This window comes from Janthinobacterium sp. DSP2-3-3 (assembly GCF_049897325.1).
Lineage (GTDB): Bacteria > Pseudomonadota > Gammaproteobacteria > Burkholderiales > Burkholderiaceae_D > Janthinobacterium.
Window position 1 is genome coordinate 147,830 of record NZ_JAFCWA010000009.1, and the last position, 16,663, is coordinate 164,492.

The following is a 16,663-nucleotide window of genomic DNA, read 5'->3' on the forward strand; positions in this document are numbered from 1 at the left end:
TCCGGAATGTTACAGGGTCGATGAGCGGCCAAACACGGGCATGCCTTGCGCATCCCAGCGCAGCGGTTTGACAAACGTGTGGCGATCCGGGTTCCACAGCGGGTCGCCGACGATTTCCGTATAGGTGCGGGCATGGTACACCAGCAATACGCCGTCGCCATCGTCGCCCGTGGTAAAGCTGTTGTGGCCGGGGCCGTAGATGCCGTGCTCGTAGCAGGTAGCAAACACGGGCTCGGGCGACTTCGTCCACGAGAACGGGTCGAGCAAGTCAGCCGTGTCATCGGCCCACAGCAGGCCCATCGCATAGTTTTCATCGGTGGCGCTGGCCGAATAGCTGATGAATATCTTGCCATTGCGTTTCAGCACGGACGGGCCTTCGTTGACCCAGAAGCCGCGAATTTCCCAGTTGAATTCCGGTTTGCTCAGCATCACGGGCGGGCCGGCCAGCTGCCACGGCGTGACCATTGGCGCGATGTACAGGTTCGAATTGCCCTCGATGGCGACATCTTTCTGCGCCCACAGGTAGTACAGCACGCCGTCGTGCTCGAACGTGGTGGCGTCCAGGCAAAAGGTGTCGATGCCCGTGTCGATCTGCCCCATGAATTCCCACTCGCCTTCGAACGGGTTGGCGTTGGTATTGCGGATTGCATACATGCGGTGCTGAAACAATTTATCTTTGATTTCGCGGCTCGGTGCGGCGGCGAAATACACATACCAGGCGCCTTGGTTGAAGTGCAGCTCCGGCGCCCACACCAGTTCGCTGTACGGCCCCGTTTCCGGCTTGTGCCACACATCGACCGTTGGCGCATCCGCCAGCTCGGCGATGCTGTCGGCACGGCGCAGTTCGATGCGGTCGTACTGCGGCACGGAGGCCGTAAAGTAGTAGTAGCCGTCGCTGTGGCGGTAGATATGCGGGTCGGCACGTTGTTCGATCAACGGTTTCAAGACTTCAGCCATGTTGTTTACTCCATTCAATTATTCTTACGCAGCGACAAAACCACGCTTGTGCATTTCTGACTTGACGCCGCTGTAGTACTCATCGCTGATGCGGTACTTGAACATCAGCAAACCCATCAGCAAGTGGAAGAAACCGGGGATGATCGACAGCATCAGGGCGATGCCGTTGAGGGCGAATTGCGTTTGCTCATGGTTGGGCTGGTAGTCGAAATATGACAGCAGCACACCCACCAGGCCGCCCGCCACCGCCATGCCCGCCTTCTGGCAGACAGAAATGCCGCCAAAGGCGAAGCCGGAGACGCGCTTGCCCGTCTTCACTTGACCATAATCAATGGTTTCCGCGATGGCCGACCAGAATACGGGTGCGTGCAAGTCCACCACGAAGGACAGCAGGAAATACAGGGCGAAGGCCAGCACGGTGTCGCTCGGCTTCACAAAGAAATAGATCGCTAGGCTGATCAGCGCCACGCCGATCTGCGTGTAGCGGAACAGCTTTACCTTGCAGTAAAACTTGGTGATCCAGGTCGAGGCGATCATGGCCAGGATGGCGGCCACCACGCCCGTGGTGAGGAAGGCGGCCACCGTTTCCGTGCTGCCGCCCAGATAGTATTTCGCGTAATAAATGGCGACGGAACCGCGCACCACGTAGCCGATGGTGCCCGTGACGCACACGCCGCATAGCACCAGCCACTGATCGTTCTGCAGCAGCACCTTCAATTGTTCCAGCAACGACTGCTTTTCCACCACGTGCACGACTCTTTCGGTGGTGGAGAAATAGCAGAACAGGAACAGGGCCACGCCCATGACGGCCATCACGGCCATGGCCGCCTGGTAGCCGACGGCCGGGTTGCCGCCGCCCCAGCGCTGCGACAAAATCGGCACGACGATAGTCACCATGAAGGCGCCGATCTTGGCGAAGAACAGGCGGTAACCGTTGGCCGACAGGCGGTCCTGCGGGTCGCTGGTCAAGCCGCTGATCAGGGAAATATACGGGATGCCCACGCCGGCCGTCATGATGGTCATCAGAATATACGTCGAATATGCCCAGATCAGCTTGGCGTCATACTGCCACTCGGGCGTGCTGAAGACAAAGAAGACGCTGACGCCATACGGCACGGCCAGCCACAGCAGATACGGGCGGTAGCGGCCCGAGGCAAAGCTATAGCGATCGGTAATCTGACCCATGACCAGGTCGGCGATGGCACCGATGACTTTCACGGCCACGAACAGCAGGGCCAGGTCGGTGGTTTTCAAGCCATAGATATCGGTATAGAAAAAGGTGATGATCAACATCATCGACGAGATGACGACATTGAGCGCCATGTCGCCGGCGCCGAAGCCAACCTTTTCAACGGTGGATAATTTTTGCGTCTCCATGCTTTCCGTCCATTCTTTTGATGATGAATCGTGTCTGACTGCCCAACTGACAGGGGCGCTGCCGGCCGACACCATGCAACGCCCTTGATTTTTTTCTCTGCGATCAACTTACATTTTCCAGCGCAGTGATAACCCTACCGTACGGTCATAACGGCGCGTATCGCGCGCATACACGCCCGGCTCGTTCCAGTAATCCTTGAACTTGGTGTCGAGCAAGTTATTCCCATCGAAGGTCACCGTGAACTGGTCATTGATCTTGTATGACAGCGAACCGTCGAGCTGGGCCGTGGCCGCCACTTTCAAGTCCAGGCCGGGGCCGCCCTGGTTGTAGCTGTCGATGAATTTTGAGCGCCAGTTGTAGGCCAGGCGGCCCGACCACGCGTCTTTTTCGTACAGCAACACCAGGTTATAGGCATAGCGCGACACGCCCGTGATGGCATGGCTGCCCGTCTCATCGTCGGTCGTGCCGCTCATGTAGGTGCCGTTCGCTTGCAAGCCCAGGCCGCTCAACAAACCCGGCAAGCCGTCATAAAACTGCTGGTAGCCAATTTCCAGTCCCTGCAGCTTGCCGGCAGCCGTGTTGTACGGGCGGTCCACGTCATAGGTCTTGCCGGCGATGGTTTCGCTGGCAATGCGCTGCTGGATATAACCGTCGAACTTGTGGTGGAACACGGTGGCCGTCACGGAACCGGCCGGGGCGAAATACCATTCCAGTGCGGCGTCGACATTGTCGCCCGTCACCGGTTTCAAGTTCGGATTGCCGCCCGCGCCCGTCGCCTTCACCGTTTCCGTCGAATTGACCAGGGCCACGCCAGGATTGAGTTGGGTAAAGCCGGGGCGGCTGATGGTCCGGCCCGCCGCGAAGCGGCCGACCAGGTCGGCGCGCAGCTTGATTTTTAGGGCCACGCTTGGCAGCACATCGGTGCTGGCCGTGTCGCTGATGACGGGCGTGTAGACGCCATCTTGCGAACTGTTGCCTTGCAAGCTTTGCTCGGTACGCACCACGCGCACGCCCACAGTGCCGTCGACGGGGTAGGCGCCCAGCTTGAAGGCGATCTTCGCCTTGGTATAGATCGAATACGTCTTTTCCGTATCCTTGAAGAAGGAGCCCGGGTCCATCGCGCGCGCCGCGCTGCTGCCCGTGACGGCTTGGCGCAAGGCGCCTGTGTTATTGAGCAGGAAGCTGGCGCATGGCGTATACCACTGTTTCAAGCCATAGTCGGGGCCGCCGCTGGACATCGGTTCCGACAGGCAATTGAGGCCTGGAATCGAGGTCATGCTCTGGCGGCTGAACGGAAACGCGGCACCGGACACGTCCGGTGCTTCCGCATTGCCCTCGAAACTCTTGATCGATTCGGCTTCGCGTTTCACGCCACGCACGCCGACGCTGATTTCCTTGAAGAAGCCGCCCGCGCCCGGCGTGTACGCCAAGTCGGCGCGCACATCGTTCGAACTGCCTTGATCCCGGCCGTAGCGGTCGAAAAAGCCCTTCAGATAGTAATTCGACGGGTCTTGCAAGTCGATACCTGTGTAATCGACGTGCAAGGTGCCGTTCTGGTTGGTATTGATGCGGGCATTCGGCACGACAGTGATGGCGTCGAGAATCGGATTGCGCCAGGTATAGCTGCTCTTGGTGCTGGCCACTTCAGACGTGAAACGCCATTCCGGGTTGATATCCCACAAACCGCCCACGGCAAACTGATGCGTCTTGGTCTGGTTCTTGTTCGCCTGCGTCGACATGATGGTGTTGACGTTGGTGGAAGCGAGCGTTTGCAGCTGGTCGGTGCCGGGAATCTTGGTCGCCGACACGGGCGTGCCCCACCATGGCAAGCCGACAAAGTAATCGGATTCGGCGTCGAGCAGAAAGCGCGTGGCCATGCCTTCGGCGTACAGTTCGACGTCGGCGTTCGGACGCCATTGCAGCGCGGCATTGGCGGTGCTGCGGCGGCGGTCGCCCTTGATCGGCAACAAACCCACCTGGTCCGGCCCCGTCAAGCCCGGCGACAGGAAACCTTTATCCACGGGCGCCGTATTGAACGCGCGTTCTTCATGGTAGCGGTGCTGCTGCTGCGACAAGCCCAGCAACGCGCCCACTTCGCCGATGCACGTCTTCCAGCGGTTAGCCACCATGCCGCTGATATTCGGGTCGGTGGCCTTGGATTTGTCGCTGTAGACGGCGCGCGTGTTCACGCTGGCCGTAAAATCCTTGAAGTCGAACGGGCGGTTGGTGCGCACGTCGATGATACCGGCCACGCCGCCTTCGACCTGGTCCGCGCCCTGCGATTTGTACACGTCCACGCGCTGCAGCATGGTGGCGGGAATGTCGGCCAGGTTGACGTAGCGGCCCGTGGTGGTAAACAGTTCGCGGCCGTTGAGCAGGGTCGTGACATCGCGCAAGCCGCGGATCATGACGGCGCTGGCTTCGCCCGAATCGCGGCGGATCTGGATGCCGGAAATGCGCGCCAAGGTCTCGGCCACGTTATTGTCAGGAAATTTGCCGATATCGTCGGCCACGATGGAATCGATGACCTGGTCCGAGCGCATCTTGATCTGCTGCGAATTTTGCGCCGCGCGGCGCACGCCGCTGACGGTCACGACCGACACTTCTGCGGCAGGCTCGGCACTGGCGTCCGCCGCCACCGCATCCTGTGCCCATACCGAAGCCGAGCTCAGCAGGCCAATACCGGCCAATGCCGCAACGGCTGCCTTCAAGGTGAATGGACGAGGGGAAGTGGCCGTGAGCGGACCGGTGGCGTTGCGCATCAAGAATCTCCAGATATTGTATTGATATTGTTGTACCGCTTGCATGTCGTTCGCATGCTCGGCGTTTATCTTAGGGGCTGGACGATAATCTCTCCAATCAATTTTTCCACAGTTTCGATATCAATTTTGATATCGGTGGCTGGAACACTTTGGAGATTGCAAAGCGACAACGGCAGGGGCGCCAGGGGCGTTTTCAGGAGGGCAATGCACCAAGAAGTGGCATCCCTGACAAGCCGGCAAGCAGCGATACAGACCATGTCAGGCTTGCTGAAGTAATAGTGGGATACAGCATGCAGCCGCATGGCAATGCAGGCTGGATAAAACTGGAGACTTGATTTGTATGGTGCGGCTGGCGGGGATCGAACCCACGACCCTTGGCTTCGGAGGCCAATACTCTATCCACTGAGCTACAGCCGCGTAGGGGGAATTTCTGAAGTGATGCGAAGGATACCGTTTTTCTTTACCTACGTCTACGGAAACTGTCGTATCACTGGCAATTGCATGTCACTGCTCAATTTTTGTGCCTATAATTGTGGGTTTCATAAAGGTTTGCATCCAAGCATGTAAAAAATGCTACCTTACACGGCCATCAGTTTCAAATCTGGACTAAGGACATCATGAGCGACGCACATAACGAACAACAATCAGCGATCAAAACGCCTAAACAATTGCTTGCCGCCGTAGCTGGCTTCTTCCTCATCACCGTCATCGGCATCATCTTGCTGGTGCAGTTCGTCACGGCGCAAAAACTGACGGGCGCCGGTACGGACAGCCAGTCGCCGGAAGCCATTGCCGAGCGCTTGAGCCCCGTCGCCAACACCGGCTTTACCTTCAAGGATGCCAGCGGTCCGAAGGTGCTGCAAAGCGGCGAAGCTGTCTACACGGCGACCTGCGTGGCTTGCCATGGCGCCGGCGTGGCCGGTGCACCGAAATTTGGCGATGCGGGTGGCTGGTCGGCCCGCCTGGCCCAGGGCTACGATACGGTACTGAAACACGCCATCGAAGGCTTGCGCGCGATGCCGGCCAAGGGCGGCAATCCCGACCTCGACGATGTAGAAGTGGCGCGCGCCGTCGTCTACATTGCCAACGCTTCGGGCGGCAAGTTCAAGGAACCCGAAGTGCCGGCACCGGCCGTGGCCGCTGACGGCGCTGGCGCGCCAGCGGAAGAAGCCAAGAAATAAGCGCGAGGCCGCGTCTAGCGGCGCGTTGAAGCGGCCCCAGAGTTGCTTCGGATGTAAAAAAGCCGCCCAGTTGAATAGAACTGGGCGGCTTTTTCATGTGCGTTCGCGCCGCGCGCTACAGCTTGAATGCGCCGATGATCTGTTCAAGCTTGCCGGTCTGCTCCTGCATCGAATGGGCTGCCGCCGCTGCCTGCTCCACCAGCGCGGCATTTTGCTGGGTGTTATCGTCGAGCTGGACGATGGCCTGGTTGACTTGGCCGATGCCCGTTTCCTGCTCCTGGCTGGCCAGCAGGATCTCACCGATGATGTTGGCGACCTTATCGGTGCCGGCGACGATCTCGTGCATGGTGGCGCCAGCCTGGTCGACCAGCTTGGTGCCGGCGTCAACGTTGTGCACCGATTCGACGATCAGCGCGCCGATTTCCTTGGCCGCCGTGGCCGAGCGGTGCGCCAGGTTGCGCACCTCGGATGCCACCACGGCAAAGCCGCGGCCTTGTTCGCCGGCCCGGGCCGCCTCGACGGCCGCGTTCAACGCCAGGATATTGGTCTGGAACGCGATCCCGTCGATGACGCTGATAATGTCGGCGATTTTCTTCGATGAACGTTCAATCGCGCCCATCGTCTCAACCACCTGCGTCACCACCACGCCGCCCCGCGCCGCCACCTTCGAGGCGTCCAGCGCCAGCCGGTTGGCCTCCTGGCCGCTGCTGACGTTCTGCCTGACGGTGCCGGTCAACTCCTCCATCGACGCGGCGGTCTGCTCGAGCGCGCTGGCCTGGCTTTCGGTGCGGGCCGACAGATCCTGGTTGCCGCTGGCGATTTCACGCGAGGCCAGCGCGATGGAGCCAGTGCTGCGGCCGATTTCGCGCATCATCTGCTGCAGCCGTTCGATGAAGGCGTTGAAGCTGCCGGCCACATCGTTGAACTCGCTGCCGCCGCCGCCCGGCAGGCGCCGCGTCAGGTCCGCGTCGCCGGCCGACAGGGCGTCGATATTGCTCTTAAGAACACCCAGGCGCCCCATGAACAGGCGGATGATGCCGATGAACATGGCCAGCAGCAGCAAGGCGATGGGGATCTGCACCATGCCCAGCTTGCCCAGGATGCGATCGCTTTGCTCGGTCAGCTGGCTGGTCGGCAAACCTGTCGCCAATACCCACGGACTGCCCGGTATCGCCTTCAGGAACAAGGTGTGAGGCGTGCCGTCGCTGCGATATTCCGATTCCGCCACGCCCTGCGCGTCCAACTTGGGCAGCAGGCGGCCGATTTCCGCCACCATCGGCGAGCTGGACGCCAGATCCTCGACTTTCTTGAGTACGATTTCGTCCTTGATATAAGTACTGTTGCTGATGATCTTGCCGTCACGCTCGACGATCAGTATCTGGCCGTGGATCGCTGTCTCCATGTCGGCCACCAGGCGGTTGAAGAAACCCAGCGTGACATCGATGGTGGAAACGCCGTACAGCTCGTTATCCTTGTAGATCGGCATGGCGCAGTTGGTGCGCGGCTGCGCACTGGCGTCGTCCTTGTAGGCCTTGGCCCAATCGCAATGCCCCTTGGCCGACTTGAGCCCGCCCAGATACCAGCTCTGCTCGAAGTACTTCAACGACTCCGGCGAATTCCAGTGGGTGTTGACAACCAGTTTGTTGGAAGCGTCGCGGGCATAAAAGGTGCTGAACTTGTCGCGTTCGGGATCGCGCTTTTTCGGCAGCGGCCAGATGCCGCCGCCAAACACATTCGGGTCGGAATACTGGTCGACCAGTCCCGGCAGCAGGACGTCGATTGCCGCACTGTCCATCAGCGCCACCGTCTGGGTGATGCTGCGCTGCTGCGCCTCCACCTGCCGCAACTGCTCGGTAATCCTGGTGGAAATTTTGCTGACATCAAAACCGACCACCATGCCTTCGGTACGTTTCAGATCCGGCGTGACGAAAAAATGGATGACAGCCAAGGTCATGACCAGCAGCACCACAAAAACAAGGCTGAACATGGTGATAAAACGGGCTTGGCTGGTACGGAATATGTCTCTCACAATGTTTCCTTTTTGATGACACACGGGGCGCTACACAGGTTTATGATTGTTTTCATCCAGATATAGGCGCTTCAATCTTCGTTGTCAACGAGCAAGGAAAATCGCCACCGACACGCGCAACACTTCCCTCATTGTGCTTAGCTTGCTTCCGCGATAGCACGCCCATGTCGGGCGCAAAAAAAGCCGCCCGGCTTGCGCGGGGCGGCTGGCAACTTAGGCCTTGAACAGCAGCCTTACCACATGATGACGCGGTCTTTCGGTGGCAGATACATCTTGTCGCCCGGTTTTACGTCGAAGGCCTGGTAAAAGCCGGGCTGGTTACGCATGGTGCCGTTGGCGCGGAACTGGCCTGGCGAATGCGGGTCCGTTTTCAGCAAGACCAGTTGCTGCGCTTCGCGCATCTTCATGCGCCATACTTGGGCAAAGCCCGCGTAGAAGCGCTGTTCGCCCGTGAAACCGTCGATGACGGGCGCTTTCTTGCCATTCAGCGACAATTTGTACGCTTTGTAGGCGATCGCCACGCCGGAATTGTCGGCGATGTTCTCGCCCAGGGTCAGTTCGCCGTTGACGAAGTGGCCCTTGACGGGGCTAAAGCCGTTGTACTGCGCCACCAACTGCTTGGTCTTCTTGGCGAAGTTTTTATGGTCGGCCTTGGTCCACCAGTCGCGCAGATTGCCGTCGCCGTCGTACTGGGCGCCCTGGTCGTCGAAGCCGTGGCTGATTTCATGGCCGATCACACCGCCGATGGCGCCATAGTTGACGGCGTCGTCCGCGTTGGCGTCGAAGAACGGCGCTTGCAGGATGGCGGCCGGGAAGACGATTTCGTTCAGTTCCGGGTTGTAATAGGCATTCACAGTCTGCGGCGTCATGCCCCACTCGTCGCGGTCGATCGGCTGGCCCAGCTTGTTCAATTCGCGGTTGTAGTTGAGCAGATGCGAACGCCGGATATTGCCGATCAAATCGTCCTGCGCCACCGTCAGGCCCGAGTAATCGCGCCATTTGTTCGGATAGCCGATCTTGGTGGTGAACTTGGCTAGCTTGATCTGCGCCTGTTTCTTGGTGACGGGGCTCATCCAGTCGAGCTTGTCGATGCTTTGCTGGTAAGCCGTCATCAGGTTTTTGACCAGCGCTTCCATGCGCACCTTGCGCTCGGCCGGGAAATATTGCTCCACGTACAGCTGGCCCACGGCTTCGCCCAGCGCGCCTTCGACGGCGCCCACGCCGCGTTTCCAGCGCGGACGCATTTCCGTCACGCCCGTCAGCGTGGTACCGTAAAACGCGAAGTTTTCATCGACATAGGCTTTCGGCAGGTAGCCGGCATTGGCGTGCAGCAAGTGCCACTGGAAATACGCTTTCCACGTTGCCAGCGGCGTCTTGTTGGCGATCTCGGCAAAGCCCTTCAGGTAGCTGGGCTGGCTGACGATCACGTAATTGACCTTGCCGGCGATGCCCGTATCCTTCAGGTAGCGGGCCCAGTCGTAGCCTGGCGCCACGGTGGCCAGTTTTGCCAACTCCACCTTGTTGTAGGTCTTGACGGGGTCGCGGTTCTGCACATTGCTCCATTGCGCCTTGGCCAAGTCCGTTTCCAGGGCCAGGATAGCCTTAGCATTGGAGGCGGCGTTCGCGTCGCCGGACAAGCTGAGCATTTTTTCCACGTGGGCCTGGTATTTGGCGCGCGTATCGGCCTTGCCCGCTTCCAGGTAGTAATCGCGGTCAGGCAAGCCCAGGCCGCTTTGCACGATGTCGGCCACGTATTTAGTGGAATCCTTGGCGTCCTGATGAATGGCGAAGTCGTAAGGCGAAGTCACACCCAGCTTGCTGAAGTGCGCGATGACGGCAGGCAACTCCGCCTTGTCCTGCAGTGCGGCGATCTTCGCCAGCTCCGCGTTCAAGGGCGTCAGGCCCAGGCTTTCCAGCTTGGCTTCATCCATGAAGCTATTGTAGAAATCACCGATTTTCTGCGCATTCGAACCGGCCGCGCGGGCCTTGTCGGCGCCAGCGCCTTCGACGATGCCGCGCAGCTGCGTTTGCGTATCGTCGGCCAGCTTGGCAAAGCTGCCCCAGCTCGACTTGTCGGCGGGAATCACAGTTTCCGCCAGCCATTTTCCATTCAGGTGCTGGAACAGGTCGTCCTGCGCGCGCACGGCGGGATCGACGTATTCGACGGCGATGCCGGATGTCAGCGCCGCAGACGCGACGGCCGTGGCGGTGGCAGGCGCAGCAGCGGCTTTCTTGGACGCATCAGCGGCGCCGGCCATGCCGGACACGCCAGCCAGCAAACTCAGGGTCAATGCACTTAACAAATAACGATTCACGGTTGTCCTCTATATTATATTGTGTGGAATATAAGGGTCAGAAGGCCCAAGGCTTCTGGCCCGGTTTTTGACTGTAGCATACCGGCCGAAACGACAGAAAAAACTTTGTCCGAAATGCAAAAAAGACCACGCAAGTTGGTCTCTTTTGTTGCTACAGCATTACGTTTTCATCAAGACCGCGCTTACCAGATGATCACGCGGTTTTCCGGGGCGACATACATCTTGTCGCCCGGTTTCACGCCAAACGCTTCGTAGAAGCCAGGCTGGTTGACCATGGTGCCATTCGCGCGGTACTGGCCCGGCGAATGGGGATCGGTCTTGATCTGCACGATCTGCTGCGCTTCGCGCATCTTGCTGCGCCACACCTGGCCAAAGCCCATGTAGAAACGCTGGTCACCCGTCAAGCCATCGAGCACGGGGGCCGGCTTGCCGCCCAGCGAGATCTTGTAGGCTTTGTACGCAATCGCCACGCCCGAGTTGTCGGCGATGTTCTCGCCCAGGGTCAGCGCGCCATTGACGTTGTAGCCAGGCAATGGGCTGTAGCCATCGTACTGCTTGGTCAGCGCATCGGCCTTGGCGGCAAAGTTCTTGCGGTCGGCCGGGGTCCACCAGTCGCGCAAGTTGCCGTCGCCATCGGACTGGCTACCCTTGTCGTCGAAGCCGTGGCTGATTTCATGGCCGATGACGGCGCCGATGGCGCCATAGTTGACGGCGTCATCCGCGTTGGCGTCAAAGAATGGCGGCTGCAAGATGGACGCGGGGAAGACGATTTCATTCATCGTCGAGCTGTAATAGGCGTTCACCGTTTGCGGCGTCATGCCCCACTCTTCGCGGTCGATCGGTTTACCCAGCTTGGCCACCTGGCGCGCCGAAGCGAAGTTCGCTGCGCGCATCATGTTGCCAACCAGGTCGCCCTGGACGATTTGCAGCTTCGTATAATCACGCCATTTGTTCGGATAGGCGATCTTCGGCGTGAACTTGGCCAGCTTGGCTTGCGCTTCTTTCTTGGTGTCAAGGCTCATCCAGTCCAAGGTATCGATGCTGTCCTTGTAGGCGGCCAGCACGTTTTTCACCAGTTCCTGCATGTGCGCCTTGCGTTCTGCCGGGAAATATTGCGCGACGTACAGTTTACCGACGGCTTCGCCCAACACGACTTCGACGGCGCCCACGCCACGCTTCCAGCGCGGCTGGTTTTCCGTCACGCCGCTGAGCACCGTGCCGTAGAAGGCAAAGCTTTCATCAACGAAGTTTTTCGACAGGTAGCTGGCGTAGCTACGCAGCAACTGCCATTCGAAGTAGGCTTTCAGGGTGTCCAGGTCGGTGGCGGCCAGCACCTTGTTGTAGCCGGCCAGGTAGCTCGGCTGATTGACGATGACATAATCGACCTTATTGGCGATGCCCTGGGCAGCCAGGCCCGCTTTCAAATCGTAGCCGGGAGTCAGGTCGTTCAGCTTGTTAAGCTCGGTCTTGTTATAGCGCTTGACAGGGTCGCGGTTCTCGACCTTGGTCCATTGCACTTCGGCCAAGGCCGTTTCCAGGGCAACGACAGCCTTGGCGCGGGCGGCGGCGTGCTTGTCGCCGGCCATGGCCAGCATTTTTTCCACGTGCGCCTGGTATTTTTCCTTGACGCCCGCCTGCTTGGCTTCCAAGTAGTAGTCGCGGTCTGGCATGCCCAGGCCGCTTTGGCTCAGATACGCGGCATATTTCGTCGAGGCACGCGCATCCTGGCCCACGTAGACGGTGTACGGGGTCGAGACACCCGTCTGGCTCAGGTGGGCGATCAGGGCGGGCAGGCCCTTCTTGTCGCGCAGCGAGCGGATGCGGTTCAGTTCGCCGGCCAGCGGCTTCGTGCCCAGCGCATCGAGCTTGGCTTCATCCATGTAACTGGCGTACATGTCGCTGATTTTCTGCGCTTCGGAACCGGCCTTCTTGTGCTTGTCCTGTTGCGTGGACTCGATGATGCCGCGCAACTGTGGCGTGGTGTCATCGCGCAGCTTGGCGAACGAACCCCAGCTCGACTTGTCGGCAGGTATCTCCGCCGTGGCCAGCCACTTGCCGTTCAAATGGGTGAAAAAGTCGTCCTGCACTCTGACCGCAGGGTCGATGTACTGCACATCGATGCCGGAAACGACGCCAGCAGCGGCAGGTGCGGTAGGTGCGACGCCGGGCGCCACGCTCGGTGCGGTCACGGAGGATGCGGCGGATACGGGTTCGGCGGCATGGGCAAACGCAGCCAACAGGGTCAGGGTCAGACTGCTCAAGAGATAGCGATTCACGGATTGTCCTTATGGGGCATGTCAAAAAGACCGGGCAGATAGCTGCGGGCGGATAGCCCGCCGCGCCAGGCGCTGCAGGAATGTAGCACGCGACCATGCCGTTTGGCCATCCTTGCCCCCGGACTGTCCCGGGATCGCCGCTCAGTTCGACCAGGCTCAAGGGGCTTTCATTGTCCAGGCCGGCGAGCATGGCGTGGCCTGGAAAAACGCATGGCGCGTTTATCCATACAGATAGAGCAGGTCGTCGATCAGCGCCAGCTCCTGTTGCGTGAACTGCATGTTGTTGCACTGCCCGATATCTTCGAGCACACCCCTAATCGGCACTTGCCGTGACGGATCCTGAACGATGTCGGTCAGCAGGTCGACATCAGGATGCCGCCCCTTCAGATACTTTTCAATCAGCGCTGTGAGCGAGACACGTGCCTGCAAATCAGTTAACATTTTTTTATCTGCGGGGAAAGAAGAAGCTCCAGTCTAAATGAGCCTGAGCCCGTGGATAAAAAAAAGCCTGCGTCCGCAGACGCAGGCAAAACCACTTCGGGTCGAGAATGCGAATCCACTATAGGGCCGCCGCACACGCTTTTTTTCGACTCTTACAAATGCTTACTCCCCTCAAGATGAACTATACATCGCATACAAAGCCGCAACATTTGGCAAGCTGAAAGCCCCGTTTTCGCGCGTAGAATGGACCCAGGCACGCTTTTTCCATGGCAGGCCCACGCCGGCAGAGATTCAGGTCTATACTTTCAGGAAAGCGCCGCTCCACGGGGACTGGCGCTTGTGCAAGACACGCTAGCTGCAAAGGTGCAATGATGGGCAAACTCAAAAATACCGGCTTGATCGGCCTGGGCGTGGTGGCCGGCGTCGCCGTGTCGCTGCAATTTTCAGCCATGGCGCAAAAAACCGTCGAGCCGCCCTTGCCGCTGGAAGAGTTGCGCCAGCTGGCCGATGTGTTTGGCCTGATCAAGTCCGATTACGTCGAGCCGGTGGAAGACAAGAAACTGCTGGAAGACGCCATTTCCGGCATGGTCGCCTCGCTCGACCCCCATTCCGCCTACCTGGACAAGAAAGCCTACGCCGAGCTGCGCGAAGGTTCCGAAGGCAAGTTTGTCGGCCTGGGCATTGAAATCGGCCTGAGCGAAGACGGCTACATCAAGATCGTCTCGCCCATCGAGGATTCGCCCGCCTACCGCGCCGGCATCAAGGCTGGCGATTTGATTACCCGCCTCGATGGCCAGCCCGTGAAAGGCGTCAGCCTGGACGACAACGTCAAGCGCATGCGCGGCGAACCGGGCACCAAGGTGTCGCTGACCATTGCCCGCAAGGATGAACCGCAGCCGCTGGCCTTCACCATCACGCGCGAGGAAATCCATCAAAAGAGCGTGAAGGCGAAGATGGTCGAGCCGGGCTACGCCTGGCTGCGCGTGTCGCAATTCCAGGAACCGACCGTCGACGACATGGCCGCGCAGATCACGGCCCTGTACCAGCAAGACCCGCACCTCAAGGGCATGGTGCTCGACCTGCGCAACGATCCGGGCGGTGTGCTGCAGGGCGCCATCGGCGTCTCGGCCGCCTTCCTGCCGAAGGACGCGGCCATCGTCTCGACGAATGGCCAGCTGCCCGATTCAAAACAGGTGTTCTACGGCCGCGCCGAATACTATACCTTCCGCTCGGAAAGCGATGCGCTGGCAAAATTGCCGGCAGCCATCAAAAAAGTGCCGCTGGTGGTGCTGGTCAACACAGGCTCGGCCTCGGCCTCGGAAATCGTCGCCGGCGCCCTGCAGGATTACAAGCGCGCCACCATCATCGGCACGCAAACCTTTGGCAAGGGTTCCGTGCAAACCATCCGCCAGCTGACCGCCGACACGGCCGTCAAGCTGACGACGGCCCGCTACTACACGCCGAATGGCCGCTCGATCCAGGCCAAGGGCATCATGCCCGACTTGCTGGTCGATGAAAACGCGGACGGCGACGGCTTGAACGGCTTGCGCATCCGTGAAGCGGACCTGACCAAGCACCTGAGCAACGACCGCGACCAAGGCAGCGCCAACAACGGCACCAAGGCCGCCCCCGTCAATGACGAGATGGAAGAGCAATTGCGCATCATCGCCCTGGAAAAAACCCGCAAGCCGCTGGAATTTGGCAGCAAGGATGATTTCCAGCTGCACCAGGCGCTGAACCACCTGAAGGGTTTACCGGTGCAACTGGCCAAAGCCGAACCGGTGGTGGTGCAAGCCGACGTCAAGAAAGAACAGAAGAAGTAAGCAGCAACGCCGACAGCACAGCGGGGTGGCACAATGCCCCCCGATCACCGGTCCACGCGACAAAAATCAATCTTCCGCCACACTTCCCCCTCCTCCGCAACACGAAACTCTCTACAGTCGAGTCCGTTTGTGTAAAATTTGCTTCACTTATCGGCAGCGCGCCGATTGCCAAATTTGAAAGTTTAACCATGAAACAAGTCGTCATCAGCGGCACCGGACTGTACACGCCGCCATTTTCGATCTCCAACGAAGAACTGGTCACCTGCTTCAATGCCTATGCAGAAAAATTCAATGCCGATCACGCCGACGCGATCGCCACGGGCGAGGTGACGGCGCTGGACCTGTCGAGCGTGGCCTTCATCGAAAAGGCATCCGGCATCAAATCGCGCTTCGTGATGGAAAAGGAAGGCATCCTCGATCCGGCCCGCATGGTCTCGCACATTGCGGAACGGGGCGATGACGAACTGTCCTTGCAGGCGGAAATGGCCGTGGCAGCCGCGCGCGATGCGCTGGCGCGCGCCGGCCGCACGCCGGCCGACATCGACATGGTGCTGGTAGCCTGCAGCAATATGCAGCGCGCCTATCCGGCCATGGCGGTGGAAGTGCAGGATGCGCTGGGCATTGACGGTTATGGTTTTGACATGAACGTGGCGTGTTCGTCCGCCACCTTCGGCATCCAGCAAGCCGTCGCCGCCGTGCAAAGCGGCCAGGCGCGCGCCGTGCTGGTCTTGAATCCTGAAATCACCAGCGGCCACCTGAACTGGCGCGACCGCGACAGCCATTTTATTTTCGGCGACGCCTGCACCGCCATCATCGTCGAAGCGAAAGACACGGCCGTCTCTACGCACCAGTTCGAGATCATCGCTACGGAACTCAAGACGCGCTTCTCGAACGCCATCCGCAACAATTTCGGCTTCCTCAACCGTTTTGATGAATCCGGCGTGGGCAAGGCCGATAAACTGTTCCGCCAGCAAGGCCGCAAGGTCTTCAAGGAAGTGTGCCCGATGGCGGCCGAGATGATCAAGGCAACCCTGGCCAAGGCCGGCGTGGAAGTGGCGCAAGTGAGCCGCTACTGGCTGCACCAGGCCAACTTGAACATGAACTTGCTGATCGCGCGCCTGATCCTCGGCCGCGACGCGGAAGCCAACGAGGCGCCCGTGATCCTCGACACCTACGCCAACACCTCGTCGGCCGGTTCCATCATCGCCTTCCATACCTATCAGGATGACATGGCGGCAGGCAGCCTGGGCGTCATCTGCTCGTTTGGCGCCGGCTACTCCATAGGCTGCGTGGTTGTGCGCAAGGTGTAAGCGCCTGGGGGAGATGCGCCTGATTGCTTGAATTAGGCGCAGATGCGGGTGGATGGCATGCGTTCGTAGCCACCTGGACGAAGATATAGCGCAAATTTTTTGTAAAAAAAGCGGCAGGAACATTCCAGCCGCAGCTTTGTTGCGTTTATACTCAATCGCTGCACACCCTCTTTTTCCATCCGCACGTCCCC

At 59.6% G+C, this 16,663-nt stretch carries 10 protein-coding genes and 1 tRNA gene; 3 read left to right on the plus strand and 8 right to left on the minus strand.

Annotation, left to right across the window (positions count from 1 at the left end; genetic code table 11):
* Window positions 1-9: 9 nt before the first annotated feature.
* From ACP7DE_RS18870 to ACP7DE_RS18885, 4 genes are all read right to left on the minus strand, one after another.
* Window positions 10-957, minus strand: a complete 948-nt coding sequence (locus ACP7DE_RS18870) for a glycoside hydrolase family 43 protein (protein WP_426073516.1) — start codon at window positions 955-957, stop codon at window positions 10-12.
* Between the two features lie 24 nt (window positions 958-981).
* A complete protein-coding gene (locus ACP7DE_RS18875) occupies window positions 982-2,334 on the minus strand; it encodes an MFS transporter (protein ID WP_426073517.1) in 1,353 nt (450 codons plus the stop codon).
* Window positions 2,335-2,442: 108 nt separating this feature from the next.
* Window positions 2,443-5,097 carry a TonB-dependent receptor gene (locus ACP7DE_RS18880; protein ID WP_426073518.1) on the minus strand — a complete coding sequence of 885 codons (2,655 nt, stop codon included), beginning with the start codon at window positions 5,095-5,097 and terminating at the stop codon, window positions 2,443-2,445.
* Between the two features lie 341 nt (window positions 5,098-5,438).
* Window positions 5,439-5,514: transfer RNA gene (locus ACP7DE_RS18885), tRNA-Arg, on the minus strand.
* A 200-nt stretch (window positions 5,515-5,714) separates the two neighbouring features.
* On the opposite strand from ACP7DE_RS18885, the gene ACP7DE_RS18890 reads away from it, so the two are divergent.
* Window positions 5,715-6,278 carry a c-type cytochrome gene (locus ACP7DE_RS18890; protein WP_426073519.1) on the plus strand — a complete coding sequence of 188 codons (564 nt, stop codon included), beginning with the start codon at window positions 5,715-5,717 and terminating at the stop codon, window positions 6,276-6,278.
* Window positions 6,279-6,393: 115 nt separating this feature from the next.
* Here ACP7DE_RS18890 and ACP7DE_RS18895 read toward each other — a convergent pair whose 3' ends face one another.
* The 4 genes from ACP7DE_RS18895 to ACP7DE_RS18910 form a co-directional block, all read right to left on the minus strand.
* On the minus strand, window positions 6,394-8,307 hold the full coding sequence (locus ACP7DE_RS18895; RefSeq protein WP_426073520.1) for a methyl-accepting chemotaxis protein: 1,914 nt from the start codon (window positions 8,305-8,307) through the stop codon (window positions 6,394-6,396).
* Between the two features lie 233 nt (window positions 8,308-8,540).
* A complete protein-coding gene (locus tag ACP7DE_RS18900; RefSeq protein WP_426073521.1) occupies window positions 8,541-10,622 on the minus strand; it encodes a M13 family metallopeptidase in 2,082 nt (693 codons plus the stop codon).
* A 182-nt stretch (window positions 10,623-10,804) separates the two neighbouring features.
* Complete coding sequence (locus ACP7DE_RS18905) at window positions 10,805-12,898, minus strand: M13 family metallopeptidase (RefSeq protein ID WP_426073522.1); 2,094 nt, start codon at window positions 12,896-12,898, stop codon at window positions 10,805-10,807.
* A 219-nt stretch (window positions 12,899-13,117) separates the two neighbouring features.
* A complete protein-coding gene (locus ACP7DE_RS18910; RefSeq protein WP_426073523.1) occupies window positions 13,118-13,339 on the minus strand; it encodes a hypothetical protein in 222 nt (73 codons plus the stop codon).
* Window positions 13,340-13,707: 368 nt separating this feature from the next.
* Here ACP7DE_RS18910 and ACP7DE_RS18915 point away from each other — a divergent pair, with 368 nt between their 5' ends.
* Window positions 13,708-15,162: a S41 family peptidase gene (locus ACP7DE_RS18915; RefSeq protein WP_426073524.1), complete on the plus strand. Its 1,455-nt coding sequence runs from the start codon at window positions 13,708-13,710 to the stop codon at window positions 15,160-15,162.
* A 188-nt stretch (window positions 15,163-15,350) separates the two neighbouring features.
* Entirely contained in the window at window positions 15,351-16,472 is a 1,122-nt protein-coding gene (locus ACP7DE_RS18920) for a beta-ketoacyl-ACP synthase III (RefSeq protein ID WP_426073525.1), read from the plus strand.
* Window positions 16,473-16,663: the final 191 nt, after the last annotated feature.